General features: G+C 64.9%; 25 protein-coding genes. 17 read left to right on the top strand and 8 right to left on the bottom strand.

All coding sequences use genetic code 11. The features are described 5' to 3' along the window. Positions 1 to 41 precede the first annotated feature (41 nt). The 3 genes from hppD to ACSQ22_RS11125 form a co-directional block, all read right to left on the bottom strand. Complete coding sequence (gene hppD, locus ACSQ22_RS11135) at positions 42 to 1,154, bottom strand: 4-hydroxyphenylpyruvate dioxygenase (protein WP_056059508.1); 1,113 nt, start codon at positions 1,152 to 1,154, stop codon at positions 42 to 44. Between the two features lie 186 nt (positions 1,155 to 1,340). Beyond that, positions 1,341 to 2,330, bottom strand: coding sequence for a lipase secretion chaperone (locus tag ACSQ22_RS11130; RefSeq protein WP_436130314.1), 990 nt, complete (start codon positions 2,328 to 2,330; stop codon positions 1,341 to 1,343). 3 nt (positions 2,331 to 2,333) lie between these two features. Then, entirely contained in the window at positions 2,334 to 3,275 is a 942-nt protein-coding gene (locus tag ACSQ22_RS11125; RefSeq protein ID WP_055396875.1) for an esterase/lipase family protein, read from the bottom strand. A 163-nt stretch (positions 3,276 to 3,438) separates the two neighbouring features. On the opposite strand from ACSQ22_RS11125, the gene ACSQ22_RS11120 reads away from it, so the two are divergent. From ACSQ22_RS11120 to fabB, 6 genes are all read left to right on the top strand, one after another. After that, positions 3,439 to 3,921: an Lrp/AsnC family transcriptional regulator gene (locus ACSQ22_RS11120; protein ID WP_055396873.1), complete on the top strand. Its 483-nt coding sequence runs from the start codon at positions 3,439 to 3,441 to the stop codon at positions 3,919 to 3,921. A 221-nt stretch (positions 3,922 to 4,142) separates the two neighbouring features. Further along, entirely contained in the window at positions 4,143 to 4,880 is a 738-nt protein-coding gene (locus ACSQ22_RS11115) for a GNAT family N-acetyltransferase (protein ID WP_055396871.1), read from the top strand. 114 nt (positions 4,881 to 4,994) lie between these two features. Beyond that, entirely contained in the window at positions 4,995 to 5,879 is an 885-nt protein-coding gene (locus ACSQ22_RS11110; RefSeq protein WP_055396869.1) for an HlyC/CorC family transporter, read from the top strand. Continuing rightward, entirely contained in the window at positions 5,879 to 7,501 is a 1,623-nt protein-coding gene (gene lnt, locus ACSQ22_RS11105; protein ID WP_436130313.1) for an apolipoprotein N-acyltransferase, read from the top strand. The genes ACSQ22_RS11110 and lnt overlap by 1 nt, the downstream gene beginning before the upstream one ends. Positions 7,502 to 7,660: 159 nt before the next feature. Then, complete coding sequence (gene fabA, locus ACSQ22_RS11100) at positions 7,661 to 8,182, top strand: 3-hydroxyacyl-[acyl-carrier-protein] dehydratase FabA (RefSeq protein WP_008907199.1); 522 nt, start codon at positions 7,661 to 7,663, stop codon at positions 8,180 to 8,182. Next, positions 8,179 to 9,402: a beta-ketoacyl-ACP synthase I gene (gene fabB / locus ACSQ22_RS11095; RefSeq protein ID WP_436130312.1), complete on the top strand. Its 1,224-nt coding sequence runs from the start codon at positions 8,179 to 8,181 to the stop codon at positions 9,400 to 9,402. Before fabA ends, fabB begins: the two co-directional genes overlap by 4 nt. A 228-nt stretch (positions 9,403 to 9,630) precedes the next feature. Here the strand turns inward: fabB and ACSQ22_RS11090 are convergent, their stop codons facing one another. Further along, complete coding sequence (locus ACSQ22_RS11090) at positions 9,631 to 10,548, bottom strand: LysR family transcriptional regulator (protein WP_436130311.1); 918 nt, start codon at positions 10,546 to 10,548, stop codon at positions 9,631 to 9,633. A 213-nt stretch (positions 10,549 to 10,761) separates the two neighbouring features. Between ACSQ22_RS11090 and ACSQ22_RS11085 the strand changes: the two genes are divergently transcribed. From ACSQ22_RS11085 to ACSQ22_RS11055, 7 genes are all read left to right on the top strand, one after another. Continuing rightward, positions 10,762 to 11,838 (top strand): asparaginase, encoded by a 1,077-nt coding sequence (locus ACSQ22_RS11085; RefSeq protein WP_436130310.1) that lies wholly within the window; start codon positions 10,762 to 10,764, stop codon positions 11,836 to 11,838. Positions 11,839 to 12,296: 458 nt separating this feature from the next. After that, a complete protein-coding gene (glyQ, locus tag ACSQ22_RS11080) occupies positions 12,297 to 13,202 on the top strand; it encodes a glycine--tRNA ligase subunit alpha (protein WP_008907201.1) in 906 nt (301 codons plus the stop codon). Positions 13,203 to 13,222: 20 nt separating this feature from the next. Next, positions 13,223 to 15,364, top strand: a complete 2,142-nt coding sequence (gene glyS / locus ACSQ22_RS11075) for a glycine--tRNA ligase subunit beta (RefSeq protein ID WP_436130309.1) — start codon at positions 13,223 to 13,225, stop codon at positions 15,362 to 15,364. A 52-nt stretch (positions 15,365 to 15,416) separates the two neighbouring features. Next, on the top strand, positions 15,417 to 16,028 hold the full coding sequence (gmhB, locus tag ACSQ22_RS11070; protein WP_055396855.1) for a D-glycero-beta-D-manno-heptose 1,7-bisphosphate 7-phosphatase: 612 nt from the start codon (positions 15,417 to 15,419) through the stop codon (positions 16,026 to 16,028). 65 nt (positions 16,029 to 16,093) lie between these two features. Next, on the top strand, positions 16,094 to 16,870 hold the full coding sequence (locus tag ACSQ22_RS11065; protein WP_228897696.1) for a lysophospholipid acyltransferase family protein: 777 nt from the start codon (positions 16,094 to 16,096) through the stop codon (positions 16,868 to 16,870). Between the two features lie 11 nt (positions 16,871 to 16,881). Further along, complete coding sequence (locus tag ACSQ22_RS11060) at positions 16,882 to 17,841, top strand: M48 family metallopeptidase (protein ID WP_436130475.1); 960 nt, start codon at positions 16,882 to 16,884, stop codon at positions 17,839 to 17,841. A 138-nt stretch (positions 17,842 to 17,979) separates the two neighbouring features. Beyond that, positions 17,980 to 18,402: a rhodanese-like domain-containing protein gene (locus tag ACSQ22_RS11055; RefSeq protein ID WP_121507620.1), complete on the top strand. Its 423-nt coding sequence runs from the start codon at positions 17,980 to 17,982 to the stop codon at positions 18,400 to 18,402. 197 nt (positions 18,403 to 18,599) lie between these two features. Here ACSQ22_RS11055 and lysM read toward each other — a convergent pair whose 3' ends face one another. Continuing rightward, a complete protein-coding gene (lysM, locus tag ACSQ22_RS11050; protein ID WP_436130308.1) occupies positions 18,600 to 19,085 on the bottom strand; it encodes a peptidoglycan-binding protein LysM in 486 nt (161 codons plus the stop codon). Positions 19,086 to 19,265: 180 nt separating this feature from the next. Between lysM and ACSQ22_RS11045 the strand changes: the two genes are divergently transcribed. After that, on the top strand, positions 19,266 to 20,033 hold the full coding sequence (locus ACSQ22_RS11045; RefSeq protein ID WP_436130307.1) for a type III pantothenate kinase: 768 nt from the start codon (positions 19,266 to 19,268) through the stop codon (positions 20,031 to 20,033). 192 nt (positions 20,034 to 20,225) lie between these two features. On the opposite strand, the gene ACSQ22_RS11040 is transcribed toward ACSQ22_RS11045, so the two are convergent. The 3 genes from ACSQ22_RS11040 to ACSQ22_RS11030 form a co-directional block, all read right to left on the bottom strand. Next, positions 20,226 to 21,002, bottom strand: a complete 777-nt coding sequence (locus ACSQ22_RS11040) for a tetratricopeptide repeat protein (protein WP_436130306.1) — start codon at positions 21,000 to 21,002, stop codon at positions 20,226 to 20,228. A 56-nt stretch (positions 21,003 to 21,058) separates the two neighbouring features. Next, positions 21,059 to 21,721 carry a TetR/AcrR family transcriptional regulator gene (locus ACSQ22_RS11035; protein ID WP_121422226.1) on the bottom strand — a complete coding sequence of 221 codons (663 nt, stop codon included), beginning with the start codon at positions 21,719 to 21,721 and terminating at the stop codon, positions 21,059 to 21,061. Between the two features lie 229 nt (positions 21,722 to 21,950). Continuing rightward, complete coding sequence (locus ACSQ22_RS11030; RefSeq protein ID WP_228897423.1) at positions 21,951 to 22,544, bottom strand: phasin family protein; 594 nt, start codon at positions 22,542 to 22,544, stop codon at positions 21,951 to 21,953. 227 nt (positions 22,545 to 22,771) lie between these two features. Here ACSQ22_RS11030 and ACSQ22_RS11025 point away from each other — a divergent pair, with 227 nt between their 5' ends. From ACSQ22_RS11025 to rfbD, 3 genes are all read left to right on the top strand, one after another. Next, a complete protein-coding gene (locus tag ACSQ22_RS11025; RefSeq protein WP_228897422.1) occupies positions 22,772 to 24,757 on the top strand; it encodes an SDR family oxidoreductase in 1,986 nt (661 codons plus the stop codon). Positions 24,758 to 24,868: 111 nt separating this feature from the next. Beyond that, entirely contained in the window at positions 24,869 to 25,963 is a 1,095-nt protein-coding gene (gene rfbB / locus ACSQ22_RS11020; protein WP_228897421.1) for a dTDP-glucose 4,6-dehydratase, read from the top strand. Continuing rightward, the gene (gene rfbD, locus ACSQ22_RS11015) at positions 25,960 to 26,850 is read left to right on the top strand and encodes a dTDP-4-dehydrorhamnose reductase (RefSeq protein ID WP_228897420.1); all 891 of its coding nucleotides are present in this window, start codon (positions 25,960 to 25,962) and stop codon (positions 26,848 to 26,850) included. Before rfbB ends, rfbD begins: the two co-directional genes overlap by 4 nt. Positions 26,851 to 26,861 lie beyond the last annotated feature (11 nt).

Here is a 26,861-nt window from a genome sequence, read left to right as displayed (position 1 = left end):
TATAGGCACCTGTTCAGGGTTAACCCTGGATGTCTGATGTCTTAGGTGTTCAGCACGCCACGGCGGATCTGGTCGCGCTCCAGCGACTCGAACAGCGCCTTGAAGTTGCCTTCGCCAAAACCATCGCGGTAGTCGCCTTCGCGCTGGATGAATTCGAAGAACACCGGGCCCAGCATGGGCGTGGAGAAGATCTGCAGCAGCAGGCGGGGCGTGCCGTCGGCCGTGGTGCCGTCCAGCAAGATGCCGCGCGACTGCAGTTCGGGCACAGGCTGGCCGTGGCCGGGCAGGCGGGTGTCCAGCATTTCGTAATAGACCTCGTTGGGCGCGGTGGCCAGCTGCACGCCGGCCATACCCAGCTTGTCCACCACGTCCAGCAGGTTGTCGCAGATCAGCGCGATGTGCTGGATGCCTTCACCGTTGAATTGCATCAAGAATTCTTCGATCTGGCCGCCGCCCTGCTTGGATTCTTCGTTCAGCGGGATGCGGATCTTGCCGTCGGGCGCCGTCATGGCCTTGCTGGTCAGGCCCGTGTATTCGCCCTGGATGTCGAAGTAGCGGATCTCACGGAAGTTGAACAGCTTCTCGTAGAAATTGGCCCAGAAGCCCATGCGGCCGCGGTACACGTTGTGCGTAAGGTGGTCGATGAGGTTCAGGCCATGGCCCACGGGGCGGCGGTCCACGCCTTCGATGAACTCGAAGTCGATGTCGTAGATGGACTTGCCGTCTTCAAACCGGTCGATCAGATACAGCGGCGCACCACCAATGCCCTTGATGGCGGGCAGGCGCAGTTCCATGGGGCCGGTGGGGATCTCGATGGGCTGGGCGCCCAGCTCCAGTGCGCGGTTGTAAGCCTTGTGCGCATCCTTCACACGGAAGGCCAGGCCACAGGCGGAGGGGCCATGCTCGGCACCAAAGTAGGCGGCCTGGCTGTGGGGCTCGCGGTTCAGGATGAAGTTGATGCCGTTCTGGCGGTACAGCACCACATCCTTGGAGCGGTGCTTGGCGACCAGGGTGAAACCCAGCTTTTCGAACACGGCCTCCAGCACGCCGGGCTGGGGCGAGGTGAATTCGACGAACTCGAACCCCATCAGGCCCATGGGGTTGTCCCAGGCTTCGAGCTGGGCGGCGGTTTCTTGCGGCAAGGCGGCGTTCATGGGGTGTCTCCGGCATTCGTTGAGGAATGTCATGGACTGTAGGCGCGCCCTGCCTCATGTTTCTGGCGAAATCAAGAGGCTTGGGCCTCCGATTTGCAGGAATATTGTGAATGATCAAATTTCAGCGCAAGACGAGGGCGCTACCCCGGTATGTGGCGGCTGTCTCTTGCGTGGGGCCAGGGGAGCTCAGGAGCCTGACGCAGCAGGTGGCAGGCGCCGCAGCGCCAGGGCGGCGTCGATGCGTTGTTGCTCCTCGGCGGAGAAAAGCTGCTGGCGCAGTTGCTGCAATGCGGGGCCTTCGCCTTGTTGGCCGCGCGCCTGGTTGTACTGGTCAAGCCGCTGCTGCCAGTGTTGTTCTTCCCGGTCGAGCTGGGCCATGGCGTGGGCGGCGGCCTCGCCGTATTGCGCACTGCGGGCCGCGTGGCGGGTGCGCTCGTCGGTGTTTTGCGCGTTGAACGCGGCGGTCTGGGCGGCGGCGTTCAGGTGTTCGGTGGTGGCGGCGCGCTCGGCGCGGCGTGCTTGGGGCAGTTCGTTCTCTGCATCGCGCAAGGCCTGGGCGCGTTGCTCGGCGGTGAGCTGGGGGTTGCGTTCGATTTCCAGGCGCGCCAGGGTGTAGCGGTCCAGTTCCGCCTCGCGGGCGAACAGGGCGTCGTGCTCGGGACCGTCAAAAAACTGCTGGCGCACCTTGTGGCGGGCTTCCAGCGCCTCGCGCAGGGCACCGGGGTCGTTCGGGTCCTGGGGAGGGCGCAGCTGGCCCAGGGCCACGCGGTAGTCTACATAGCGCTCGGCCAGCGCCAACGCCCGCGTGGCCAGGGCTGCCGGGAAGTGTTTGCCCACCAGCGCCGCCAGGCGTTGTTTGAGTGCGGCGGGGTCTGTCGCGCCGTCCTCCAGGGCTTCTGTGAGCAGCGCCTCCAGCGTGTCGCGCAGGCCGTGCACCAGCAGGGGGTCTTCACTGCCGTCGGGGTCGGTGGCGCGGCGGGTGGCAAAGAAGCTGCTCTCCATGGGCCGCGCCGACAGGCTCTGGCCTGCACCGCCGGTTGGCGCTGCCGCCGCGCCGGGCACCGAACGCGGGTCCACCGCGCCCGGCAGGCCTTGCTGTGAACCCGGCCACCAGACCACGGCGGCCGTGGCGGCGACCAGGGCCACCCCTGCGGCGAAGGCGCGGGCACGGTTCACGGCTTACAGGCCCTGTGCCTTGAGGCGGTTGGCGTGCTGGCGGTACAGCGTCACCGGGTCGGTGGAGAACCAGTCGCGCAGGCCCAGCAGTTGGTTCACTTCGTCGAGGTGGTTCTGCCGGTAGTCGCCCAGGTGTTTGCCCAGGCGCGAGGAGCAGGCCGACACCAGGCCGTCGTTGGCTTCGCCGAAGACCAGGCCCAGCACGCCCAGCAGGGCGTCGCTCGCATCCAGCACGTTGGTCAGGGTCTTGGTGCCCGTCCAGGAGTAGTAGCGCACGCCGTTGACGAGTTCTGCGCCGCTGCCGCAGCCAGAGGTGGGGACGCCTTGCGGAAAGCGTCGGTTGAAGGCGGCGGAACCGGCGGTGGTGAGCGAGTCCAGCGCGGCGGTGGGCATCTGCGGCAGACCGGAGCCGCCCGAAGTCAGGTTGATCAGCGCGACCAGCGCCGACGCCGCCCCGTTGGCGATGGTTTCGGAGACCGAACCCGCGGGTGCCACGCCACGCATGATGTCCGCCACCCGCGATCCCCGGTTGACCCCACCGACCGAGGTCACCGAGGCAACCTTGCCCGGCGCCACCCCGGCCACGTAGCGCGCCGTAGGCCCGCCATGCGAATGCCCCACCAGGTTCACCTTGGCCGCGCCGGTGATGGCTAGGATGGTATTCACCTGTGCGAGCAGCTGCTCACCCCGGACCTCGGTGCTGTTGGCGGCCGACACCTGGGCTACATAGACCTTGGCGCCGCCCTGGCGCAGGGCGTCAGGGATGCCGTAGAAGTAGTCGACACCCAGGGCCGAATCAAACCCGAAAAGCCCGTGCACAAGCACGATGGGGTAGCGGGTCTGGGTGGTGCCCGTCTGGGCTTGCGCGCTGGCGCCGACGAGCAGCAATGCGGCGGTCGCGGCCAGAACAAATCGCCGCAAAAAGCGGCTGAGGAATCCGGTCATGCAGTTGTCTCCATAGGTATGTTTTTTGTATTCGCAAAAAAGAACGACCGTTCGTTTTTGCGAGATTTATTTTTCTTTTCTTCCTGTGGAGTCACTATCGGGACATACCCGAGCCTGCAATTCAGAAGGCGCGAAAAGTCAAAACTTCATAAAATCTTGCGCCATGCAAGCTTTAAACGCACTCGACAAGCTGGACAGGGCCATCCTGCGCCGTCTGCAAGAAAATGGCCGTGAGACGTACGACGTCATCGGTGAGCAGGTGGGCCTGTCGCCCAGTGCGGTGTTGCGCCGCGTCAAGCGCCTGGAGGAAAGCCGTGTCATCGACCGGTACGTTGCATTGGTGCCCCCCGAGGCCGTGGGCCTGGGACTGACGGCCTACCTCAATGTGCGCCTCGAAAAACACACCGAAAGCCACAAGCGCAACCCCATGGACCTGTTCCGCGCCAGCGTGCAGACCTGGCCCGAAGTGGTGGAGTGCGCGTCGCTCACGGGCGAGATGGACTACCTGCTGCGCGTGGTGGTGGCCGACATGGCGCACTACAGCAGGTTCATCATGGACACGCTGCTCAAACACCCCAGCGTGCAGGACTGCAAGACCAGTTTTGTGCTGGACCGCGTGAAGGCGACCACAGCCGTGCCGGTGTAAATAGGCTTTTGAACGGGTGCTGAAGGTGCCGCGAGCGTGACACCCCATGTTGCCCCGCGCCCCATGCCGCTATACCCTTGCGGGAAGCCGTTGGCGGAGGCGCCCAGCTTGCCAAGTGGGGCAGGAGTGCTGTGTGGAACAGGTTTGAGCTACCTCACTAATTTGTTGCAGCGCAGCATTTTTGCTGGAAATAATGAGGGAAAACCCTTATATTTGCAGCCATGATCGCAACCAAAGACTGGCTCAAGGCATCCTGGTATGCAGGCAGGGATATGCTGCGCCCGGTGATGGGCGAATCGCCTGCCCATGAAACTCGCGTCAAGCAGGAGGTCCCCGTGATGGTTCCCATTCGTGCCCTGGGTCCCTCCTACCGGGAGCGGATCACCCAACATTTGCTCCAGCTGGAGCCCGCAGACCGCTACCTGCGTTTTGGCTACGCCGCCAACGACGAGCAGATCCGGCGCTATGCCGAGCAGCTCGACTTCAACCGCGACGAGATCTTCGGCATCTACAACCGCCGCCTCGAACTGATCGCCATGGCGCATCTGGCCTTCTCGGAGCACCCAGAGTACAAACATTGCGCCGAATTTGGCGTGTCGGTGCTCAAGCAGGCGCGTGGCCGGGGCTTCGGTGCACGCCTGTTCGAGCGGGCCGTGATGCATGCGCGCAATGAAGGTGTGAACATGGTTTTTATCCATGCGCTCTCCGAAAACACCGCCATGCTGAAAATTGCCCGCAAGGCCGGTGCCACCGTGCGCCGCGATGGTTCGGAGTCCGAGGCTTACCTCCAGATCGAACCGGCCAGCCTGGACACGCGCATGACCGAGATGGTCGAGCAGCAGTTCGCCGAGGTGGATTACCAGATCAAGAAGCAGGCCAAGCAGTTCTGGGACTTTTTGGCCAGCGTGCAGGAAGTGCGCAGTGGCGTGCAGCACGCGCGCCACCAATCTGCTGAATAGTCCGTCCATCCATCCCAAGGTCGCGCTGCGCGGCCTGCGGGGTTTGCGTAGCGGGCCGTCACAACTATCCGCTATCCTAGGGGCCTGATTCACTACCGCACGTCGTGCACTCCAGTGTCTGACCCGCATCCCGCGCACCCCGGGCGACCACCCGAGAGGGAAGACAAGCGCACCTTCCTGCAGAAAGTGGCCGAGTTCATCCATCCGGGGCCAGACTCCACGGAAGAACTCATTGAGACCCTGGCCGAGGCCGAAGACAACCAGGTCATTGGGGCCGATTCGCGCGTGATGCTGGAGCGCGTCATCCGCATGGCCGACATGACGGCGGGCGACGTGATGGTGGCAGCCCCTCGCATGGACCTCGTCAACATCGACGCACCGTTTGACGAGATGCTGCACCTTGTCATCAACACCGCGCACTCGCGGTTTCCGGTGTACCAGGGCGAGCGCGAGAACATCATCGGCATCCTCATGGCCAAGGACCTGCTCAAGTTGCAGCGGGCGCCGGAGCTGAATATCCGAGCGCTGCTGCGCCCGGCCGCCTTTGTGCCTGAAAGCAAGGGCCTGAATGACCTGCTGCGCGAGTTTCGCGGCAACCGCAACCACCTGGCCATCGTGATCGACGAGTTTGGCCGCATGGCCGGGCTCATCACCATTGAAGACGTGCTTGAACAGATCGTGGGCGAGATCGAGGACGAGTTCGACATCCCCGAAGACGACGGCGACATCTTTGGCCTGGCCGACCGCACCTACCGGGTGAGTGGCGACACCTCGGTGGAGCGGGTGTGCGAGGCGTTTGATGTGCTGGTTCAGGGCAGCGACCCCCATGAAACCTTCGAAACCATCGGCGGCCTGATTGCCCATGAAATGGGCCATGTGCCCAAGCGCGGCGAGCACCTGCAGCTGAGCGGCCTGCACTTCGTCGTGCTGCACACCAAGGGCGGCGCCGTGCGCTGGTTCAAGGTGTCGCGGGTCGAAGAAGCCAGCGCCAGCGACTGATGGCCCGCGCTACTTCCACGCCGGGGCTGCCGCTGGCCCTGCAGGCGCTGCTGGCCGTGGCTGCCGGCGTTGCGCAGGCGGCCTCGCTGGCCTGGCCCTGGAGCGGAGAGCCTCTGTGGTGGCTGCAGATCGCCTCCATGGCGGTGCTGGCCTGGCTGGTGCGACCACATGCCACGGTGTCTGTCTCCTGGCAGCGCGGCGCGGCCATCGGTGGCCTGTTTGCCACGGCCTGGCTGGCCGGGACCTTCTGGTGGCTTTTCATCTCCTTGCACACCTACGGCGGGCTGGCAGCGCCGCTGGCCGTGGCGGCGGTGCTGGGGCTGGCGGCGTTCCTCGCCAGCTACTACGCGGCGATGTTGGGGGTTTTTTGCCGCCTGGCGCTTACCAGTAAAGCGCTAACAGCTATCATTTTTGGAGCATTCTGGCTGATGGCCGAACTGGCGCGTGGCACCTTGTGGACGGGGTTCCCCTGGGGCGCTGGCGGTTATGCCCATGTGGATGGGCCGCTGGCGGCGCTGGCGCGCTACGGGGGCGTCTATGGGCTGGGGGCGGTTGCTGCGATGCTGGCGATGGGGGCGGTGCAAGTGCGGCGCGCCGACTTCCGTGGCTGGCGCCTGTGGGCGGTGCTGCTGGCGTTGGGGGCAGCGCTGGCCCTGGCCACGGTAGACCGCTTTTGTGCCATCCATCTCTGCTCCACACCCCAGCAGCGCCCGGCGCCTTCTCTGAGCCTGGAGCTTCTGCAGGGCAATATCCCGCAGGACGAGAAATTTCAGTCGGGCAGCGGCGTGCCGCTGGCACTGAAGTGGTATGCCGAAGCGCTGCGCGACGCCAAGGCCGACCTGGTGGTGGCGCCTGAAACGGCCATCCCGCTGCTGCCCCAGCAGCTCATACCGGGCTATCTGGAAGGCATCCAGCAGCGCTACGCGCAGGGTCCGCAGGCCGCGCTGCTGGGCATTCCGCTGGGCGATGAGGCGCAGGGCTACACCAATTCGGTGCTTGGCATGAGCCCCGCCACCCAGGCCACGCCCTACCGCTACGACAAACACCACTTGGTGCCGTTTGGCGAATTCATCCCGCCCTTCTTTAAATGGTTCACGGCCATGTTGAACATTCCGTTGGGGGACTTCAACCGGGGTGTGGTGGGGCAGCCCTCCTTTGCCTGGGCGGGCCAGCGCATTGCGCCCAACATCTGTTACGAAGACCTTTTTGGCGAAGAGTTGGGGGCTCGTTTCATCGACCCGGCTCAGGCGCCCACGGTGTTCGTCAACTTCAGCAATATCGGCTGGTTTGGCGACACCGTGGCCATTGACCAGCACCTGCAGATCAGCCGCATGCGTGCCCTGGAGTTCGAGCGCCCCATGGTGCGCGCCACCAACACCGGCGCCACCGCCATCATCGACCACCGGGGTGTGGTGACGCACCAGCTGGCGCGCACTACACGCGGCGTGCTCAAGGGCGAGGTGCAAGGCCGGGGGCTGGATCCGCAAAGTGGCTGGGCCATCACGCCCTACGCCTGGTGGGTGTCGCGCTGGGGCCTGTGGCCGCTCTGGATGTTCGGGGCGCTGGTGCTGGCGCTTGGCGTGTGGGCCAGAAACAAGGACATGGGGGCGCGCCGCCATTGATCCAGGTCAGGCGCCGACAGGGCGGGGCGGGTGGCTTGGCAGGCCATTGTTTAGAGGCAGCTCCCTATGCCTTGATAATAGAGCCCCGCAAGACGGGGCTGTATTGCATACAACGATGATTTGAGGCGGGCCAACCGCTGTTCTGGAGCACGACTGAAAATGGCAGATTCCTTTTCCTACGAACAACTGATCGCCTCTGGCGAGGGCCGGCTGTTCGGCGCCGACAGCGGGCGCCTGCCGCTGCCGCCCATGCTGATGTTTGACCGCATCACGCACATCGACAGCGATGGTGGCGCGCACGGGCTGGGAAAGATCCGCGCCGAGCTCGATGTCAAACCCGACCTGTGGTTCTTTGCCTGCCACTTTCAGGGCGACCCGGTCATGCCCGGCTGCCTGGGGCTCGATGCCATGTGGCAACTCATCGGTTTTTACCTGACCTGGCTGCAGCTGCCCGGCCGGGGCCGTGCGCTGGGTGCGGGCGAGGTCAAGTTCACGGGCGAAGTGGGCCCGGACGTGAAGCTCGTCACCTACGAAATCGACATCAAGCGCGTCATCAAGCGCAAGCTGGTCATGGCCATTGGCGATGCCCGCCTGCTGGCTGATGGCAAGGAAATCTATGTAGCCAATGACCTGCGCGTGGGCTTGTTCAAGCGCGAGGAAGACGGCAAGGACGCAGCATGACCACCAAGAAGCGCGTAGTCATCACCGGCGCGGGCATCGTCTCGTGCATTGGCAACGACCTGGCCACCGTGGAAGCCTCCCTGCGTGAAGGCAAAAGCGGCATCAAGGCCGTCGAAAAATTCACCGAGCTGGGCCTGCGCAGCCAGGTGGGTGGTGCGCCCGAGATCGACATCGAGGCGCGTATCGACCGCAAGCAGCTGCGCTTCATGGGTGATGCGGCCGCGTATGCGCAGATCGCGCTCGAAGACGCCATTGCCCAGGCGGGTCTCACGCCTGAGCAGGTGAGCCACCCGCGCACCGGCCTCATCATGGGCTCGGGCGGCGGATCGCCTGCCAACCAGATCGAGGCGGCCGACACGCTGCGCGAAAAGGGTATCCGCCGCGTCGGGCCCTACCAGGTCACGCGCTGCATGAGCTCCACCGTCTCTGCCTGCCTGGCCACCAACTTCAAGGTCAAGGGCATCAACTACTCCATCACCTCGGCCTGCTCCACCTCGGCCCACTGCATCGGTGTGGCCGCGCAGCAGATTGCCTGGGGCATGCAGGACGTGATGTTTGCGGGTGGTGGCGAGGAATTGAGCTGGGGCATGTCGCTGCTGTTTGATGGCATGGGTGCCATGTCCAGCAAGTACAACGCCACGCCCGAGAAGGCCTCGCGCGCCTACGACGCGAACCGCGACGGCTTCGTGATCGCCGGCGGCGGCGGCGCCGTGGTGCTGGAAAGCCTCGAACACGCCCAGGCGCGCGGCGCCACCATCCTGGCCGAAGTGGTGGGCTTTGGCGCCACCAGCGATGGCGAAGACATGGTGGCCCCCTCGGGCGATGGCGCCATTGCCTGCATGCAGCAGGCCATGGAAGGGCTCGACGCCCCCATCGACTACATCAACACCCACGGCACCTCCACGCCGGTGGGCGACATGCAGGAAGTGCGCGCCATGCGCGCCCTGTTTGGCGACAAGGTGCCGCCGTTTTCGTCCACCAAGTCGCTCACGGGCCACTCGCTGGGTGCCACGGGTGTGCAAGAGGCCATCTACTGCGTGATCATGCTCAACAAGGGCTTCATCGCCGGTTCTGCCAACGTGGAGACGCCCGACCCGGCACTGGGTGACATGCCCCTGGTTACGCAAACGCGCGATGCGCAGCTGACCACGGTGTTGTCCAACAGCTTCGGCTTTGGGGGCACCAACGCCAGCCTGGTGCTGTGCCGCTGGAACCACTGACCGCAGCCTGCCCACTGCAACGGCCTGCCTGTCTTTGGACATGCAGGCCTTTTTTTTCATGGGCTAGGAGGCTGCGCGGCAGAAGGCATCGAAGCGAAACGCGCGAAAACCGAGGATCGCGTGGAGCTACCGACAAGCCCAGGGTGGGTCCCTGGGCGCAGGAGGTAGTACCGCGCGAGACCGGTTTATCGCGCGTTGCAGCCGATGCTCCTTCTGCAGCGCAGCCTCCTAGCGCTTGGCAGGCTTGGGGTTGGGCTGCAGGGCCTCGTGCAGCAGGGTGGGCAGCATGGCCAGCATGCGCGTGGCCTGCAGACCGGGTGGCAACGCCCTTGCGTGGTAGCTGTACAGCGACATGGGGGGCAGTTCGTGCAGCTCCTGCGCCACTATCTGCATGGGGTCGAGCCCCTTGGCGGTGAGAAAGTCCACCACCGTCCAGCCCATGCCCCGGCGGACCAGTTCCAGCGCCAGGCGCGATGTCTGCACCTGGATGCCAGGCCCGGCGGGGGAGCCCAGCCGTTGCGCGAGTTCGTCAATCGCCTGGCGCATGGGGTCGTCGCCCACCAGACGGATCACCGGCACCTGCGCCAGCCGCGCGCCGGGGCTGGCGGCACGGGGTGCACGTGCCCACACACTGGTCGCCACCGCCAGGTACAGGCGACCACTGACCAGCAGGTCGCTCGCAATTTGCGGGTGCGGGTGTTTGTAGAAACCCAGGCAAAAGTCCACGCTGCGCGTGAGCAGCGCCTGCGTCATCTGGTCCTGGTGGATGGTGCGCACCTCCACGCCCACCTGCGGATGCTGCTCGGCATGGTGTTGCAACAGGCGCGGCAGAAACTCGTGGGTGATCGACGGGATCGCCCCCAGGCGTACATCGCCCGAATCGCTGGTGGCCAGGTTGCGCGCAGTGCGCTTGAGTGCGTCCAGCTGCCGGTAGATGCCAGTGGATTCGGCCGCCAGCACCTGGGCCTCGGGGGTGGGGGTCAAGCCCGAAGGTGTGCGGTTGAACAGCCGGTAGCCCAACTGCAGCTCGGTGTGCGCAATGGCCTTGCTGACCGCCGAGGGCGTGATGCACAGCAGGCGCGCCGCTGCGCTCATGTTGCCGGTCTGCAGCACGGCCTGAAAAACTTCCAGTTGCCGCAGGTTCATTCCAGCGCTGCTCCGGTGTGTATGCCTGTGCGACCCGAATACTGGGATCGGGTGGAGGTCTTGGGGGTGTGAGTGAAATTCATAAGGGTGGGTCAATTATTCCGCATAACTGTGTTCTGCTTTCTCATAGGATGCGGCACCGCTTCACGGGCGGGTTTTGCAAAGAGCGGCGCAACGCGCGTCGCCAACCCCAAAAAATCAGGAGACACCCTCATGCGCATTTCTTCCTCCCCCACTGCCAGCCGCTGGCTCGCAGGCTTGCTGTTGTCGGCCGCGTCCGCTGTGGCCATGGCCCAGGCTGCCAAGCCCAATGTGGTGGTGCTGGCCACCGGCGGCACCATTGCAGGTGCTGGCGCCTCGGCCGCCAACAGCGCCACCTACGCTGCTGCCAAGGTGCCGGTCGATAAACTGCTGGCGGGCCTGCCCGAGCTGGCCAATGTGGCCAAGGTGTCCGGTGAGCAGGTGTTCCAGATCGCGTCTGAAAGCTTCACCAACGAGCACCTGCTGCGCCTCGGCCAGCGCGTGTCGGCCCTGGCCAAGCAGGCGGATGTGGACGGCATCGTCATCACTCACGGCACGGACACGCTGGAAGAAACCGCGTACTTCCTGAACCTTACCGTGCGCACCAACAAGCCCATCGTGGTGGTGGGCTCCATGCGCCCCGGCACGGCCCTGTCGGCCGACGGCGCGCTGAACCTGTACGACGCCGTGACCGTGGCCGCCAGCAAGGACGCTGCCGGCAAGGGCGTGCTGGTCACGATGAACGACGAGATCCAGAGTGGTCGCGACGTGAGCAAGACCATCAACATCAAGACCGAGGCCTTCAAGAGCCAGTGGGGCCCATTGGGCATGGTGGTGGAAGGCAAGAACTACTGGTTCCGCGCGCCGGTCAAGCGCCACACCATGCAGTCGGAGTTCAACATCGACGACATCAAGACCCTGCCCGCCGTGGACATCGTCTATGGCTACAGCAACATGAACACCACGGGCATTGAAGCCTACGGCAAGGCGGGCGTGAAGGCGCTGATCCACGCCGGTACGGGCAACGGCTCGGTGGCCGCACAGGCGGTGGATTCGCTCAAGGCACTGCGTGCTGCGGGCGTGCAGATCGTTCGCTCGGCCCGCGTGCCCGACGGTTTTGTGCTGCGCAATGCCGAGCAGCCTGACGACAAGTACGACTGGGTGGTGGCCCACGACCTGCGCCCCCAAAAGGCCCGCATCCTGGCCATGGTGGCCCTCACCAAGACCAATGACAGCAAGGAACTGCAGCGCATTTTCTGGGAGTATTGAAGCACCCCCTGAGGCGCTGCGCGCCTTCCCCCTGAAGGGGGACGCCCCCAGCGCGGCGGGGCGGCCCTTGCGCGGGTGCACTCGCCCAGGCAGCGCCCTGTGGTGGCGCTCCGGCCAGTGCGATGGATAGTTGATTTGACTTGGCGCACAACACGTGCGCCGACGGGCTACCCGCAAAGGTGGTCACTGGTACGCAACGGGCTATAGCCTGCGTGACTGGTTGGGAAGGCTGGTGCTCCAAAAGGGCTCCGGCCTTTTTTCATGGGCGCGGGCCGATGTTGCGGGCGCTGCCGCAGCACGTGCGGCTGCGCGCCGTAAAATCACCGGTTTGCGCGCGCGAGGCCCGTCCTTGCTACCTTTGGGGTGGCAGGCGCCGGGGCTGGCATCCGCACCGCCTTTTCTTCTTTTTCCCCTTACTTGCTCGGCCCTGGCTTGCCAGTGCCTCAGCCAAAGACGCCATGTTGACATTCCAGCAAATCATTTTGAAGCTGCAGTCCTACTGGGACGCGCAGGGTTGCGCCCTTTTGCAACCCTATGACATGGAAGTGGGCGCCGGCACATCGCACACCGCCACCTTCCTGCGCGCCATCGGCCCCGAGCCCTGGAAGGCCGCCTACGTGCAGCCCAGCCGCCGCCCCAAGGACGGCCGCTACGGCGAGAACCCCAACCGCCTGCAGCACTACTACCAGTACCAGGTGGTGCTCAAGCCCGCACCGGCCAACATCCTGGAGCTGTACCTGGGCAGCCTCGAAGCCCTGGGCTTCGACCTGAAAAAGAACGACATCCGCTTTGTGGAAGACGACTGGGAAAACCCCACGCTCGGCGCCTGGGGCCTGGGCTGGGAGGTGTGGCTCAATGGCATGGAGGTGACGCAGTTCACCTACTTCCAGCAGGTGGGCGGCATCGATTGCAAGCCCGCCACCGGCGAGATCACCTACGGCCTGGAGCGCCTGGCCATGTACCTGCAGGGCGTGGACAACGTCTACAACCTCAAGTGGACCGACACCCTGAGCTACGGTGACGTGTACAAGCAAAACGAGGTGGAGCAGTCCACCTACAACTTCGAGCACAGCGACGCGGACTTTTTGTTCACCGCCTTCAACGCGCACGAAAAGCAGGCCAAGTACCTGATGGAGCAGCAGCTGGCGTTGCCCGCGTATGAGCAGGTGCTCAAGGCCGCACACAGCTTCAACCTGCTGGATGCGCGCGGTGCCATCAGCGTGACGGAACGCGCCGCCTACATTGGCCGCATCCGCAACCTGGCCCGTGCCGTGGCGCAGAGCTACTACGAAAGCCGCGAGCGCCTGGGCTTCCCCATGGCGCCGCGCGAGTGGGTGGAACAGATGGTCAAAAAGGCAGCGTGAACGAGCGAAAGAACAAGAACATGACGACCCAAAACCTCCTCGTTGAACTGTTTGTTGAAGAACTGCCCCCAAAGGCACTGCAGAAGCTGGGCGACGCCTTTGCCACCGTGCTGGGCGACCAGCTCAAGGCCCAGGGCCTGGCGACGGCTGCCTCGGTGGTCACGCCCTTTGCCTCGCCCCGCCGCCTCGCTGCCCATGTGACGGCGGTGGCCGACAAGGCCGCCGACAAGGCCGTGCAGCAAAAGCTGATGCCCGTGACCGTGGGCTTGGACAAAGACGGCAACGCCACGCCTGCGCTACTGAAAAAGCTGCAGGCGCTGGGCGCCGATGTGTCCAACCCCGCAGCCGCTGTGGCTGCCTTGAAGCGCGCGCAGGACGGCAAGGCTGAAGCCATGTTCTACGACAGCGTGGTGCCCGGTGCCACGTTGGCGGCTGGCCTGCAAAAGGCGCTGGATGAAGCCATCGCCAAGCTCCCCATCCCCAAGGTGATGAGCTACCAGCTTGAAACCGACTGCGAGCTGCCCGGCTGGACCAGCGTGAACTTTGTGCGCCCCGCACACGGCCTGGTGGCGCTGCATAGCAGCACCGTGGTGCCCGTCAAGGCGCTGGGCCTCACGGCTGGCAACAGCACCACCGGCCACCGTTTCGAAGCCGCCGTGTCGCCCGTGGTGCTGGCCGATGCCGACAGCTACGCCGCCACGCTGAAGAAGGATGGCGCCGTGATCGCCAGCTTTGCCGAGCGCAAGGTCGAGATCGCGCGCCAGCTGGCCGCTGCTGCTGCGAAGGTGGGCAATGGCGCCCGCCCCATTGAAGACGAGGCGCTGCTCGACGAAGTGACCGCGCTGGTCGAGCGCCCCAACGTGGTCATCTGCCAGTTTGAAGAGCAGTTCCTGGGCGTGCCACAAGAGTGTCTCATCCTCACGATGAAGGCCAATCAGAAGTACTTCCCGCTGCTGGACGCTGCGGGCAAGCTCACCAACAAGTTCCTGGTGGTCAGCAACATCAGCCCCGAAGACACGAGCTTTGTGACCGGCGGCAACGAGCGCGTGGTGCGCCCGCGCCTGGCCGATGCCAAGTTCTTCTTTGACCAGGACCGCAAGAAGACCCTGGCCTCGCGCGTCGAGGGTCTGGGTAAGGTCGTGTACCACAACAAGCTGGGCACGCAGGGCGAGCGCGTGGAACGCGTGCGGGCCATTGCCAAGGCCATTGCCAAGCAGCTGGGTGATACGCAACTGGTGCAGGATGCCGACCTGGCCGCGCAACTGGCCAAGACCGACCTTGTGACCGACATGGTGGGCGAGTTCCCCGAGCTGCAGGGCATCATGGGCGGCTACTACGCCCTGAACGACGGCCTGGGCGAGACCGTGGCGCACGCGATCGAAGACCACTACAAGCCGCGTTTTGCGGGTGATGCGCTGCCGCGCAACACCGCAGGCGTCGTGGTGGCCCTGGCCGACAAGCTGGAAACCCTGGTGGGCATGTTTGGCATTGGCAACCTGCCCACGGGGGACCGTGACCCGTTTGCGCTGCGCCGCCACGCGCTGGGCGTGATCCGCATGCTGGTCGAGAAGGATCTGCCGCTGGAGATGAATGCGCTTCTGGCTGGTGCCGTGCCCGCCTTTGGCGACAAGATCACCGACGCCTCGGCGCAGCTCGCCGACTTCATCTACGACCGCCTCGCCGGCAGCCTGCGTGAGCAGGGCTACAGCGCCCAGGAAGTCGACGCGGTGCTGGCCCTGCGTCCGCAGCGCCTGGCCTTGGTCGAAAAGCAACTGGCCGCAGTGCGTGCCTTCGCCGCCTTGCCCGAAAGCCCCGCCCTCGCTGCTGCCAACAAGCGCGTTGGCAACATCCTCAAGAAGGCCGAGGTCGAAGGCCCGGTGGACGCGCACGTGAACCCCGAGCTGCTGCAGGAAAAAGCCGAGCAGGACCTGTACGCTGCGCTGCAGCGCTTCGTGCCCGAAGCCAACGCCCAGTTCGATGCTGGCGACTACACCGCATCGCTGCAGACCCTGGCCGTGCTGCGCGCGCCGGTGGATGCGTTCTTTGACGATGTGATGGTTAACGCCGAGCAGCTGGATGTGCGGATGAATCGCCTGGGCCTGCTCAAGATGCTGCACAACGCGATGAACCGCGTGGCCGACCTGTCCCGCCTGGCGGTTTGACCGGTTTGCACAAGCTGCTAGGCTGGCGGTTCTCACAAGGTAAACCCCTCCTATGAAACTCGCCATCCTCGACCGCGACGGCACCCTCAATCCGCTGGCGGACGACTACGTCACCGCTGCCGACGAGTGGACCGCTGTGCCGGGCGCGCTCGAAGCCATTGCGCGCCTCAACCATGCGGGCTGGCATGTGGTGGTGGCCACCAACCAGCCGGGCCTGGGCCGGGGCTTGTTTGATGTGGTAGCGCTCAACGCCATTCACGCCAAGATGCACCGCCAGGTGGCGGCGGTGGGTGGGCGCATTGATGCCGTTTTCTACTGCCCCCACGCGGCCGATGAGGAGTGTGCGTGCCGCAAGCCCGCCCCCGGGCTGCTGGAGCAGATCAGTGACCGCTATGGGGTGGAGCGTGAGGATGTGCAGGTGGTGGGCAGCTGCACTGCGCACCTGCAGGCAGGCGCCGCACTGGGCGCACAGCTGCACCTGGTGTGCACGGGGCAGTCGGCGCAGGTGCACCCGGGTGGCCCCTTGCCAGCGGGGGTTCCGCCGGGCACGCGCGTGCATGCCAGCCTGGGTGATTTTGTGGACCAGCTTTTGCCTGCTGTGCAGCCCGCTGCGGCACCCCTGGCGGCGACACCCCTGCCAGCGCCTGGTGGTGCCGCTTTCTGATGCTATTACTTTAATAGCTGTTAGCGCTTGATAGATAAGCGCTGGCGGCCAAAATGACCATCAAAATGGCCTTTATCCGTTCCGTCATTCACCTTCTCTGGATGGGCATCACTGTGGTGCCCTATGCGCTGACCATCATGCTGGGCACGCTGCTGGGCGTGCGCGGCAAGCCGCTGTACCGCATCGCCCGCGCGTGGCTGTCACTGTGCATCAGCGGTGCCCGCGTGATCCTGGGCATCCGCGCCAACGTGATCGGCATGGAGAACCTGCCGCAGGGCGAGAACGCGGGGGCGGTGCTGCTGGTCAAGCACCAGTCTACGTACGAGACCTTTCTGATGCCAGCGATCATGCCGCGCCCCCTGGCCTATGTGTTCAAGAAGGAGCTGCTGCGTGTGCCGTTCTTCGGCTGGGCCATCGGCCGCCTCGACATGATCCACATCGACCGCGACCAGCGCACCCAGGCCTTCCACAAGGTGGTGCAGCAGGGCAAGGACCTGTTGGCCCAGGGCATCTGGATCATCATGTTCCCCGAAGGCACGCGCATTGAGCGTGGGCAAAAGGGCAACTACAAGACCGGCGGCACCCGCCTGGCCATCGACACCGGCGCGCCAGTGGTGCCAATTGCTGTGACGTCCGCCAAGGTCTGGCCGCGCAAGGCGTTCATCAAGCGCCCGGGCGTGGTGGATGTGTCCATCGGCAAGCCCATTTCCAGCGTAGGCCGCAAGCCCGACGAGCTGATGCGCGAAGTGGAGGCCTGGATCGAGGCCGAGATGCGCCGCCTGGATCCTGATGCGTACCCAGCCGTGGTCATCCCCCCGCACGCCAAGGCGGGCGAGAAGTAGGCCACAGCGTGATGCAGCGGCTTGTGCAGTTGGCGCTCGACTTTTTCGACCCGCCGGTCGCACCGGCAGGACCGGCTGCGGCGCCGGGGGTGAAGGCTGCAGATTCCAAGTCAAAACTTCCCCCAGCGCCGGATGGGAAAGCGCCAGTAGCTCCTAAAACAGTAGTGAATCGGCCTGCTGCGCCTGCTGTACCGCTGCCATCTCTGCTGTCTCCGGCCGAATTCCGCCACCCGCAGGCCAGCCGCGAAGTGCTGCTGGGCGATGCCGTCGTGGCCTATGCGTTGCAGCGCGCGCGGCGCCGCACCATCGGCTTTACCGTGGGGGCCGATGGACTGTCGGTACGTGCGCCCAGCTGGGTCACCCTGTCGGGCGTGGATTCTGCGCTGCGCGAGAAGTCCGAATGGATCCTGCGCAAGCTGTCTGAGGCGCGCGAGCGCCACCAGCGCATGGAAGGCGGTCGCATTGTCTGGGCCGATGGCGCCGTGTTGCCCTATCTGGGCGAGCCTTTGACCGTGGTGCTGGACCCGAGCCACGGTTTTGCGGGCAAAGGCGGTGCGCTGGTGGCGGGCACCGATGTGGTGCCACCCAGCCTGCACATCGGCCTGCCCCACAGCGCCAGCCCCGCGCAGATCCGTGACGCCGTGCAGGCCTGGCTCATGCGTGACGCGCGCCGCCACTTCACGGCCCGGCTCGACCATTTCGCCCCGCTGCTGGGTGTGCGCTGGGCCAGCCTGCGCCTGTCGAGCGCCAACACCCGCTGGGGCAGTGCCAAGGCAGACGGCTCCATCCGCCTGAACTGGCGCCTGCTGCACTACCGCCCGGCCATCATCGACTACGTGGTGGCGCACGAGCTGGCCCACCTGCGCGTGATGGACCACAGTCCGCGCTTCTGGGACACCGTGGCCACCGTGGTGCCCGACTATGCGCAGCTGCGCAGCCGCTTGCGGGATGAGCCCGCGCCTTTGTGGTGAATCCCCCCTGAGTCGCCTTTGGCGCCTTCCCCCTAGGGGGACGACGCCCTCGCTGCGGGGCGGCCCTTGGCTTGCGTCCCTCGCACTGGTCGCGCCCAGTTCAAACGTTTTGCCTAGTGCCCAGAAAGGATCCAAACCATGACAAATACGCTCTCCTCCGTTTCTCCCGCCGACGGCTATGCCGGTGACGTGACGCCCCAGCAGGCCTGGCAGTGGGTACAGGCCGGCCAGGCCGTGCTGGTGGATGTGCGCAGCGACGCCGAACGTGAATGGGTGGGGCAGGTGCCCGGCGCCGTCGCCGTAGCGTGGAAGCAGTGGCCGGGCATGGCCATGAACGCGGATTTTGATGCGCAGATGCGTACTGCCGTGCCTGAGGGCGCCCGGGCTGTGCTGCTGTGCCGCAGCGGCGTGCGCTCCATCGCCGCCGCGCGCCGCGCCACCGAGCTGGGCATTACGGCCTACAACATCCTGGAAGGTTTTGAGGGAGACGCCGATGCGCAGGGTCAGCGCGGCAAAAAGGGCGGCTGGCGTTTTCACGGTCTGCCGTGGAAGCAGGGTTGATGCTCCCAAAAAAATAGCTGCCAGCGCTTTATAGATAAGCGCTGGCAGCTGGCTCTAAAGCTTGACTTGCCCCGGCGTTCCGTTCGTATGGGGCGTCGGTATACCCCCAACTCAGGCCAGCGCACCCGTGGAACCGGCTTTGCCGGGCCACCGGGTGTGTCCCCCTTGGGGGAAGGCGCCGCAGGCGACTCAGGGGGTTACTTAGCCTGCGGGATCCGCAGTTTCTGGCCGGGATAGATCTTGTCGGGGTGGCTCAGCATGGGCTTGTTGGCCTCGAAGATCACGGGGTACTTGTTGGCGTCGCCATAGAACTTCTTGGCAATGGCGCTCAGGGTGTCGCCGCGCACCACGTCGTGGTACTGGGCCTCGGGCTCGGGGTTGGTCACCTCCATCAGGTTCTCGACGCTGGTCACGCTGGCCACGTTGCCGCAGCACAGGGTGACTTTTTCCTTGGCGGCCTGGGTGGGCGCGGTGCCCTTGACGGTGACCTTGCCTTGCGTGCCGTCGAATGCCACCTGTACGTTGCTGGCGCCCAGGTTCTGGGACGCGATGTAGGTCTCGATAGCCTTGGATGCCTTGGCGTTGAGCTCATCCTGCGTGGGGGCGGCTGCCGTGGCGGCCTGCGCTTCTTTGCCGCCGAACAGCTTTTCGCCGGCTTCCTTGATGAAACTGAAAAGACCCATGTCGTACCTCCTAATGTTGCAGAAACAGGAAGGACCACTGTAGCGGGTACGGGCGGCTGCATCGTGTCGGACAGGGGCGCGACACGATTTTTCACAATTTGGGGGCCGGGGAGAGGTGGTGCCGCCGTGGCTGTCGCCTTCGGGCAGGGGCGCATCGCAAAACTCGGGATAATCCGCCGCATGACTTTTCTGGCCATCGACGTCGGTAACACCCGTCTCAAATGGGCGTTGTACGACGCTCCCCGCCCCGGGGCTGCGCTCATTGCGCATGGCGCCGAGTTTCTCGACCACATCGACCGCCTGGCCGAAGGCAACTGGGCCTCGCTGCCCCACCCGGAGCGCATGCTGGGCTGCGTGGTGGCGGGCGATGCCGTCAAACGCCGCGTACAGGAACAGATGGAAATCTGGGACGTCACCCCCTCGTGGGTGGTGTCATCGGCGCAAGAGGCGGGCTTGACCAACGGCTACGACCACCCCTCGCGCCTGGGCTCGGACCGGTGGGTGGCCATGATCGGCGCACGCCACCATGTGCTGACAAGTGGCCCCGCACGGCCGCTGGTGGTGGTGATGGTGGGCACGGCCGTGACGGTGGAGTGCATCGACACCGAGGGCCGCTTCATGGGCGGCCTGATCCTGCCCGGCCACGGCATCATGCTGCGTGCGCTTGAATCCGGCACCGCCGGCCTGCACGTGCCTACGGGCGAAGTGCGCCCGTTCCCTACCAACACCAGCGATGCGCTGACCAGCGGCGGCACCTACGCCATCGCGGGGGCCGTGGAGCGCATGTACCAGCACCTGTTGCAGCACTGCGGCCAGGAGCCTGCCTGCATCATGACCGGCGGCGCCGGCTGGAAGATGGCGCCCAGCATGACGCGGCCGTTTGAGCTGGTGGACAACCTGATTTTTGACGGTCTGCTGGAGATTGCCGCGCAGCGGTTTGGGGGCTGAGGGCTTTTGAGCTCCGCATCCATAGCAGCGCGACACGGCAATCTACTGCAAACCTCTGTGCAAAACAGGCGCTGCGCAAGCCAGAGACACCGAGCAAGGGCCGTCCCGCAGTGAGGGTGTCGTCCACCTTCCCGAATGGCGTAGCCAGTCGAGAGAAGGGGGAAGCGGCAAAGCCGCTCAGGGGGATGTCTCTTACTCTTCTTCCAGTTCCGCCCGTGCCATCTCCACATCCAGCCGCTCCATGGCATCCATGGGTTCTGCGGTGGCGGCCTTTTCGTAGAGCGCAGTGGCTTCCTTCATCTTCTTGTCGCCCTCCAGCATGACGAGGGCATTGGCGTACTCAATCATGGCGATGGCCGATCCCGGGTTGAGCTTGAGGGCCTCCTGGAACAACTTGAGGCCGGTGTCCTTCTTGGCGCCATAGGTCATGCCGCCAATCAGCGAACCCACCTTGTCGATCACCTCCGCATGGAAGGCACCCAGCGCAATGCGCGCATCGGCGTGTTTGGGCGACAGGGCGATGGCCTTTTCCAGCGACTCCTTCACCTTGCCGCCCAGGCCCTGCGCCAGCGCCTTGGCCACGCTGATGCCCTGGCTGTAGCGGCCCAGTGCGTAGGCATGCCAGTACCAGGCGTTGGCGTTGTCGGGCTCCTTGGCGGCCTGGGCCTCCGCCCGTTCGGCCACCTGCATGAACAGGTCCAGGCGCGCCTTCTCCTTCGGCTCCAGGTAGTTGGCATAGATGGAGGTGGCCTTGTTGGCGGCAGTGATACCCGCGCCACCGGCAGCCAGGCCCGCTGCCGCAGCTTTCTCAAAATCACCGTTGTGGAACAGCGCCCAGGCTTCCAGCACGGCAGCCTCCTTGGGGCAGGGTTCGGCATCACCGCCATGCAGTCGTGCCCAATGCTTCTTGACGCTCGCAGCGTCAAATTGGTAGTCGCCGGCGTGGGGGAAGGGGGTCCATTTGGCCATGGTGTGTGTCTCCGGAAGTTCTTGTTGGTGGGTGTCTGTGGCGGGTGGGCCGTGTATCAGCCTGGCGCTGGTGCGTAGGCGCCGACCAGCTGCAGCAGGTGGGCGCGCTGGCCGCTTTCGAGGTAGGGCATGAGCAGGTTCAGCACATGGTGGGCTCCGCGCAGCAGCGCAGCCTGGGCGCTTTCGGGCTCCAGTGCACGGCGCGGGTCGCGCACGTATTCAAAGCTCAGCCAGTAAGTGAGCACCACGACCATGCTGGTGGCGGTGGCCTCCAGCTCGCGCGAGTCGATGTGCAGTGCATCTGCGCGGCCCATGCCGTCGAGCATGGCGCGCACGGCGCGGGTCTTGTTCTTGAGGATGGCCTGGAAGTGGGTTTCCAGGCGCCGGTTCTTGGACAGCAGGTCGTTGAGATCGCGGTACAGGAAACGGTACTGCCAGATCAGCTCGAACAGCGAGTGCATGAAGAACCAGGCGTCCTCCACATTGCGCACACCATCGGCGGCGGCCAGTAGTTCGGTCAGCGAGGTTTCGTAGCGATCAAACAGCGCGTTGATCAGCTCGTCCTTGGCCGGGTAGTGGTAGTACAGGTTGCCGGGACTGATGCGCAGCTCGGCCGAGATCAGGGTGGTGGAGACGTTGGGCTCACCGAACCGGTTGAACAGGTCCAGCGTCACTTCCAGAATGCGTTCTGCGGTGCGGCGTGGCGCTTTCTTCACCATGTGTGCGGGCCCCTTCGCGTCGTTTGGCGTCGTTGTTGCGTTGTCTCTGATGGCTACTCTAACCCACGCGGTCATGCTGCAGTGCGACATGAACGTAGGGTGCGTATGCAGTACCTAGGCTGCTTGTAGCGCACTTCATGGGTTTCACCAAAAAAAGAAAAGCGGTCCAAACGCCTTGGCGCGTGGACCGCTTGGAGCGGGCTGGGTGCTTGCCGGTGGCAAGCCGTGATCAGCTGGCCGATGGCGTGCTGGTGGCTGCGTCGGCAGCGGCACGTGTCGCGGTCTTTTTGGCCGCAGCCTTCTTGGCGGGGGCCTTGGCGGCTGCCTTGGCAGGAGCCGCCTTCTTTGCCACTGCCTTCTTGGCGGGGGCCTTGGCTGCGGGTTTGGCGGCTGCCTTGGCAGCAGCTTTGGCGGGTGCAGCCTTGCTGCCCTTGGCCAGGGCGTCCACACGGGCGTTCAGGGCTTCCAGGTCGCGGGCCGAGGGCACGCCCAGCTTGGCGAGGGCCTTGGCCACGCGGTCTTCAAAGATGTTTTCGAGCTTGTCCCACTGGCCCTGGGCCTTGGAGCCGATGTCGCTGGCCATGGTGGTCACGCGGCTGGTGGCTTCGGTGATCTTTTCTTCGGCCACGGCCTGGGTCTTGCGCTGGATGGTCAGGCCTTCCTTGACCAGGGCTTCAAACACCTTGCCGCCTTCTTCCTGTGCCTTGGAGAAGGCACCCAGGCCTGCCAGCCAGATCTGCTGGGCGGAGTCCTTTACGGTGCTGGACAGTTGGGCGTTGCTCTTCTTTTTGTCGGCGCTGAGTTTCTGCAGTTTCTTGACCATGGGGCCTCCGTTGTGCGGTTGGTTGGGTTTGCCGGGGCGGGTTGCCTTCGACGCATGGCCGCACTGTACGCCGCACGGCGCGACAGGTGTAGGCGCGCGCTCCTAAAAATGTAGAGCGTGCCATCTAGCGGGGGCGTTCGCTGGCCGCCTAGCATCGGCGCGGGTTTCTGCTGAATCGGTGCGCGCAGGCCTTGGGCAAGAATGAAGCTATCTCAGAGGAGTTATCCATGCAGTATTTCGTGACGGGGGCAACGGGGTTCATTGGCAAGCGGCTGGTCAAGAAGCTGCTGGAGCGAAAGGGGGCGGTGGTGCATTTCCTGATCCGCAAGGAAAGTGCGGACAAGGTGGCCGACCTGCGTAGCTTCTGGGGTGTCGGGCCCACGCGTGCGATTCCCGTGTTTGGCGATCTCACCGCGAAGAAGCTGGGCGTGGCGGCGGAAGACGTCAAGAAGCTCAAGGGCCAGATCGACCACTTCTACCACCTCGCTGCCGTCTACGACCTGGGTGCGGACGAGGAAACCCAGGTGGCCGTGAACATTGAGGGCACGCGCAACACGGTGGACCTGGCCAAGGCGATTGATGCCGGGCATTTCCACCATGTCTCCTCCATCGCGGCTGCCGGGCTGTACGAAGGCGTGTTCCGCGAAGACATGTTCGAGGAAGCCGAGGGCCTGGACCACCCGTACTTCCAGACCAAACACGAGAGCGAAAAGATCGTGCGCCAGGACTGCAAGGTGCCCTGGACGGTGTACCGCCCGGCCATGGTGGTGGGCGACAGCCAGACCGGCGAGATGGACAAGATCGACGGCCCCTACTACTTCTTCAAGCTCATCCAGCGCCTGCGCCAGTTGCTGCCGCCCTGGATGCCCACGGTGGGCCTGGAGGGCGGGCGCGTGAACATCGTGCCCGTGGACTTTGTGGTGAACGCGCTCAACGTCATCAGCCACCAGAAGGACATCGGCAAGAAGTGCTACCACCTGGTGGACCCGGTGGGCTACCGCGTGGGCGATGTGCTCGATATCTTCAGCCGCGCAGCCCATGCGCCGCGCATGAACCTGTTCGTCAACGCCGCGTTGCTGGGCTTCATCCCCAAGAGCGTGAAGAAGAGCCTGATGGCGCTGGCGCCCGTGCGCCGCGTGCGCAACGCGGTGATGAAGGACCTCGGCCTGCCCGAGGACATGCTCACCTTCGTGAATTACCCCACGCGCTTTGATTGCCGCGAAACGTTGGCCGCGCTCAAGGGCTCCGGCGTCACATGCCCCAATCTCAAGGACTACGCTTGGCGGCTGTGGGACTACTGGGAGCGCAATCTGGACCCCGAGCTGTTCATCGACCGCACGCTCAAGGGCACGGTGGCGGGCAAGGTGGTGCTGATCACCGGTGGATCGTCCGGCATTGGGCTGGCGGCAGCGCACAAGTTTGCCGAGGCAGGCGCCACCACCATCATCTGCGGGCGTGACCAGGACAAGCTCGACGAGGCCTGTGCCGAAGCCAAGGCCAAGGGTTACCAGTTCATCGCCTATTCGGCAGACATTGCCGACATGACCGACTGCGACCGTTTTGTGCAGTTGCTCATCGACAACCACGGCGGTGTGGACTTCCTCATCAACAACGCGGGCCGCTCCATCCGCCGCGCCATCGAGTCGAGCTACGACCGCTTCCACGACTACGAGCGCACCATGCAGCTCAACTATTTCGGCTGCCTGCGCGTGACCATGGGCTTTCTGCCCGGCATGGTGGCTAAGCGCAAGGGCCATGTGGTCAACATCAGCTCCATCGGCGTGCTGACCAACGCGCCCCGCTTTTCGGCCTATGTGGCCAGCAAGGCGGCGCTGGACGCGTGGACGCGCTGTGCCTCCAGCGAGTTTGCCGACCAGGGCATCACCTTCACCACCATCAACATGCCCCTGGTGCGCACCCCAATGATTGCGCCCACCAAGATCTACAACAACGTGCCCACGCTGAGCCCCGAGGAGGCGGCGGACATGATCGCCCAGGCCTGCATCTTCAAGCCGGTGCGCATCGCCACGCGGCTGGGCATCACCGGCCAGCTGCTGCACGCGCTGGTGCCACGCGTGGCGCAGATCACCATGAACACGAGCTTTCGCATGTTCCCGGACTCCACCGCCGCCAAGGGCAGCAAGGACGCCAAGCCGCAGCTGTCGGCCGAGGCCGTGGCGCTGCAGCAGATGATGCGAGGCATCCACTTCTGATGACCCGCCGGCCCGGGCAGAAATACCCGCGTTGAACTCTGTTACCCGGGGGCCGGGCGGGGTGGGATAATCGTGGGTTCTGCCGAGCAGGCATTTCACACGGCCCTCCCTATGATTCTGGTTACTGGCGGCGCGGGTTTCATCGGCGCCAACTTCGTTCTTGACTGGCTTGCTGCCTCCAGCGAGCCCGTGGTCAACCTCGACAAGCTCACCTACGCGGGCAACCTGCACAACCTGGACAGCGTGCAGGGTGACGCGCGCCACATCTTTGTGCAGGGCGACATCGGCGACACCGCGCTGGTGGCCCGCCTGCTGGCCGAGCACAAGCCCCGCGCCGTGGTCAACTTCGCGGCTGAATCGCATGTGGATCGCTCCATCCATGGCCCCGAGGATTTCATCCAGACCAACATCGTGGGCTCGTTCCGCCTGCTGGAGGCCGTGCGTGCCTACTGGAGCGCGCTGCCCGAGGGCGAACGTGCCGCCTTCCGCTTCCTGCATGTGTCCACCGACGAGGTCTACGGATCGCTGGCCCCCACCGACCCGGCCTTCGCCGAGACGCGTGGCTTTGAGCCCAACAGCCCTTACAGCGCCAGCAAGGCCGCCAGCGACCACCTGGTGCGCGCCTGGCACCACACCTACGGCCTGCCGGTGCTCACCACCAACTGCAGCAACAACTACGGGCCCTACCACTTCCCCGAAAAGCTGATCCCGCTGATGATCGTCAACGCGTTGGCTGGCAAGAGCCTGCCCGTGTATGGCGATGGCATGCAGGTGCGCGACTGGCTCTACGTCAAGGACCACTGCAGCGCCATCCGCCGCGTGCTGGAGGCCGGCGCGCCCGGTGAGACCTACAACGTGGGGGGCTGGAACGAGAAGCCCAACATCGAGATCGTGAACATGGTCTGCAGCCTGCTCGACGAGCTGCGCCCCCGTGCTGACGGCCAAAGCTACCGCACCCAGATCACCTATGTGAAAGACCGTCCGGGCCACGACCGCCGCTACGCCATCGACGCCCGCAAGATCGAGCGCGAGCTGGGCTGGAAGCCCGCCGAGACCTTCGACACCGGCATCCGCAAGACCGTGCAGTGGTACCTGGACCATGCGGACTGGGTGGCCAGCGTGCAGACCGGCGCCTACCGCGACTGGGTGCAGACCCAGTATGCGCAGGAGGCCTCCGCTGCGGCTGTGACGGGCGCCACTGCATGAACATCCTGCTGTTTGGCAAGGGTGGCCAGGTCGGCTGGGAGCTGCAGCGCAGCCTGTCGGTGCTGGGCTCCGTCACGGCGTTGGACTTCGATAGCACCGAGCACTGCGGTGACTTTTCCAACCCCGCCGGCGTGGCTGATACGGTGCGCGCCCTGCGCCCCGATGTCATCGTCAATGCCGCCGCCCACACGGCCGTGGACAAAGCTGAGAGCGAAGCCGAGTTTGCCCGCACCCTCAATGCCACAACGCCCGGAGCCCTTGCGCAGGAGGCCGCGAAGCTGGGTGCTTGGCTCGTGCACTACAGCACGGACTATGTTTTCGATGGCAGCGGCAGCCGCCCCTGGGTGGAGACCGATACACCCGCCCCGCTGAGCGTTTACGGCCGCACCAAGCTCGAAGGCGAGCAGCTCATTGCAGAGGCGGGCGCCAAACACCTGATCCTGCGCACCAGCTGGGTCTACGCAGCACGCGGCGGCAACTTCGCCAAGACCATGCTGCGGCTGGCGCAAGAGCGTGAGCGGCTGACGGTGATTGATGACCAATGGGGTGCGCCCACCGGTGCCGACCTGCTGGCCGATGTGACCGCCCACGCGCTGCGCCACCTGCAGCAGCGCCCGCAGGATGCAGGCCTGTACCACTGCGTGGCTGCGGGCGAGACCAACTGGAATCAGTATGCAAAATACGTGCTGGCGCAAGCCCAGAAAGCGCAGATAGCTGCAAAAATAATAGCAAAAGAGGTCGCGCCTGTGCCCACAAGCGCATTTCCCACACCGGCCGTGCGCCCCCACAACTCGCGCCTGGGTACCCACAAGCTGCAGTCCACCTTCGGTTTGCAGATGCCCCATTGGCAACAGGGCGTGGCGCGCATGCTCACGGAAATTCTCTGAACGGACCCCAG

It is taken from the genome of Acidovorax sp. LjRoot38 (assembly GCF_964252975.1).
GTDB classification, from domain to species: Bacteria; Pseudomonadota; Gammaproteobacteria; order Burkholderiales; family Burkholderiaceae_C; genus Acidovorax; species Acidovorax facilis.
Note: the sequence above shows the minus strand (reverse complement) of the source record. Positions and strands in the feature narration are given on the sequence as shown.

Bases quoted from the DNA above. Each gene is read 5' to 3' on its own strand.
- ACSQ22_RS11045 (WP_436130307.1), top strand. From the start codon at position 19,266: ATGACTTTTCTGGCCATCGACGTCGGTAACACCCGTCTCAAATGGGCG.
- hppD (WP_056059508.1), bottom strand. From the start codon at position 1,154: ATGAACGCCGCCTTGCCGCAAGAAACCGCCGCCCAGCTCGAAGCCTGG.
- ACSQ22_RS11040 (WP_436130306.1), bottom strand. From the start codon at position 21,002: ATGGCCAAATGGACCCCCTTCCCCCACGCCGGCGACTACCAATTTGAC.
- lnt (WP_436130313.1), top strand. From the start codon at position 5,879: ATGGCCCGCGCTACTTCCACGCCGGGGCTGCCGCTGGCCCTGCAGGCG.
- ACSQ22_RS11055 (WP_121507620.1), top strand. From the start codon at position 17,980: ATGACAAATACGCTCTCCTCCGTTTCTCCCGCCGACGGCTATGCCGGT.
- ACSQ22_RS11030 (WP_228897423.1), bottom strand. From the start codon at position 22,544: ATGGTCAAGAAACTGCAGAAACTCAGCGCCGACAAAAAGAAGAGCAAC.
- glyS (WP_436130309.1), top strand. From the start codon at position 13,223: ATGACGACCCAAAACCTCCTCGTTGAACTGTTTGTTGAAGAACTGCCC.
- ACSQ22_RS11115 (WP_055396871.1), top strand. From the start codon at position 4,143: ATGATCGCAACCAAAGACTGGCTCAAGGCATCCTGGTATGCAGGCAGG.
- ACSQ22_RS11090 (WP_436130311.1), bottom strand. From the start codon at position 10,548: ATGAACCTGCGGCAACTGGAAGTTTTTCAGGCCGTGCTGCAGACCGGC.
- ACSQ22_RS11125 (WP_055396875.1), bottom strand. From the start codon at position 3,275: ATGACCGGATTCCTCAGCCGCTTTTTGCGGCGATTTGTTCTGGCCGCG.
- ACSQ22_RS11085 (WP_436130310.1), top strand. From the start codon at position 10,762: ATGCGCATTTCTTCCTCCCCCACTGCCAGCCGCTGGCTCGCAGGCTTG.
- lysM (WP_436130308.1), bottom strand. From the start codon at position 19,085: ATGGGTCTTTTCAGTTTCATCAAGGAAGCCGGCGAAAAGCTGTTCGGC.
- rfbD (WP_228897420.1), top strand. From the start codon at position 25,960: ATGAACATCCTGCTGTTTGGCAAGGGTGGCCAGGTCGGCTGGGAGCTG.
- ACSQ22_RS11120 (WP_055396873.1), top strand. From the start codon at position 3,439: ATGCAAGCTTTAAACGCACTCGACAAGCTGGACAGGGCCATCCTGCGC.
- glyQ (WP_008907201.1), top strand. From the start codon at position 12,297: ATGTTGACATTCCAGCAAATCATTTTGAAGCTGCAGTCCTACTGGGAC.
- fabB (WP_436130312.1), top strand. From the start codon at position 8,179: ATGACCACCAAGAAGCGCGTAGTCATCACCGGCGCGGGCATCGTCTCG.
- ACSQ22_RS11025 (WP_228897422.1), top strand. From the start codon at position 22,772: ATGCAGTATTTCGTGACGGGGGCAACGGGGTTCATTGGCAAGCGGCTG.
- ACSQ22_RS11060 (WP_436130475.1), top strand. From the start codon at position 16,882: ATGCAGCGGCTTGTGCAGTTGGCGCTCGACTTTTTCGACCCGCCGGTC.
- ACSQ22_RS11035 (WP_121422226.1), bottom strand. From the start codon at position 21,721: ATGGTGAAGAAAGCGCCACGCCGCACCGCAGAACGCATTCTGGAAGTG.
- fabA (WP_008907199.1), top strand. From the start codon at position 7,661: ATGGCAGATTCCTTTTCCTACGAACAACTGATCGCCTCTGGCGAGGGC.
- ACSQ22_RS11065 (WP_228897696.1), top strand. From the start codon at position 16,094: ATGGCCTTTATCCGTTCCGTCATTCACCTTCTCTGGATGGGCATCACT.
- gmhB (WP_055396855.1), top strand. From the start codon at position 15,417: ATGAAACTCGCCATCCTCGACCGCGACGGCACCCTCAATCCGCTGGCG.
- rfbB (WP_228897421.1), top strand. From the start codon at position 24,869: ATGATTCTGGTTACTGGCGGCGCGGGTTTCATCGGCGCCAACTTCGTT.